The following is a 1,514-nucleotide window of genomic DNA, read 5'->3' as shown; positions in this document are numbered from 1 at the left end:
GGGCGGATGTGAACATTCCGGATAGAAATAATATAACTCCTTTGCAACATGCACGTGAGAAAGAGTTTAAAGAAATTGAACAAATTTTGTTAAAAGCAGGAGCAAAATAGCCAGTTTGATAAGCTCCCCCTCAGTACAATCGAAACCCTAAAACTAATATAAATAATAGGCAATAATGTATATTACACTACAATCATAAAATGAGGAGACGATAGAAATGAACAAAAAAGCAAAAGCAATTTCATCAATACTGCTCGGATTCACATTAGTATTAACAGGGTGCAGTGCTAGTGCCGACGCCAAAGAAAATAATAGTAAACAAAAGCAAGAACAAGCTGTTAAAGAGACTAAAAAGGAAAATAAGTTAACCAAAGGACAGGAAATAGCTAACATTCTTAGCAGTACAAATTGGCAAGGTACAAGAGTGTATGACAAAGATAATAATGACTTAACAAAAGAGAACTCAAATTTTATTGGTCTTGCGAAATATGATGTAAAATCAGGAAGATATGAATTTTTTGATGCTAAGACAGGTGAAAGTCGTGGCGATAAAGGAACATTCTTTATCACCAATGATGGGAAGAAGAGGATATTAATTTCAGAATCAATGAATTATCAAGCTGTTGTTGACATGACAGAACTAAATAAAGATGTTTTTACTTATAAAAGAATGGGGAAAGATGCTAATGGCAACGATGTAGAGGTACTCGTTGAACATGTTCCATATAAAGAAAAAGAGCTGTCTTTTACTGATCCGGACAAGCAGTTAGACACTACTACAGGAGATATTGTTAAAGACGTTGATGGAGATAAAATTTTAGGTAGTACCCTTTGGAACGGAACAAAGGTATTAGATGAAGATGGCAATGACGTTACAAAGTATAATTCGATGTTTATAAGTCTAGCAAAATTTGATGACAAGACTAATAAATATGAATTTTTCAATGTTGAAACAGGCAAAAGCCGCGGTGATTATGGCTACTTCGATATTGTACACGAAAATAAAATAAGAGCCCATGTTTCAATTGGAGATAATAAGTATGGAGCCGCTCTTGAACTTACCGAACTTAATAATAATAAATTTACGTATAAAAGAACTGGTAAAGATAAAGACGGCAAGGACATAACTGTATTCGTTGAACATGAACCCTATAAAGGTGGCCTTAAACCAAAATTTACTAAATAAAACTCAAATATGATTGGCATGTAGTCAAAAAGGGAATGTTTTTCTCCATTCCCTTTTTGTTTAACAAAGAAAGAATTAACTAAAATTTTTTTGTCGAATTTAAACAGTAAGAGATTCAACTAAAATGAAAGGTTGGTACAAAAGGTTGTGAAGCTTTTTACTAAAACTAATGTGGGATTGATTATCTTCAATAAGAAACATAATTAATCTTCCAGAATCGGGCGTGATTATTGAAAAAATAAGTAGGAGTTTGATACATATTAGGTCCATGATAAAATTTAAAGCTACAACAAAGTTAAAAAAACATCGGGCTTAAAAAATATTAGAC

The 1,514-nt window shown here is 32.4% G+C and carries 1 protein-coding gene and 1 pseudogene; both read left to right on the top strand.

Annotated features, from left to right (window positions below; genetic code table 11):
- Positions 1-110: pseudogene (locus V7164_RS25725) on the top strand (ankyrin repeat domain-containing protein); the annotation flags it as partial.
- Positions 111-217: 107 nt separating this feature from the next.
- The gene (locus V7164_RS16510) at positions 218-1,186 is read left to right on the top strand and encodes a DUF4822 domain-containing protein (RefSeq protein ID WP_335354625.1); all 969 of its coding nucleotides are present in this window, start codon (positions 218-220) and stop codon (positions 1,184-1,186) included.
- Positions 1,187-1,514 lie beyond the last annotated feature (328 nt).

Origin of the sequence: Bacillus sp. JJ1474 (assembly GCF_036965225.1) — a bacterium.
Lineage (GTDB): Bacteria > Bacillota > Bacilli > Bacillales > Cytobacillaceae > Cytobacillus.
The sequence above is the reverse complement of the archived record's forward strand: the minus strand, read 5'-3'. Positions and strand labels throughout refer to the sequence as shown.

Excerpts from the sequence above, each read along its gene's own strand:
- V7164_RS16510 (WP_335354625.1), top strand. The coding sequence starts at position 218 with ATGAACAAAAAAGCAAAAGCAATTTCATCAATACTGCTCGGATTCACA.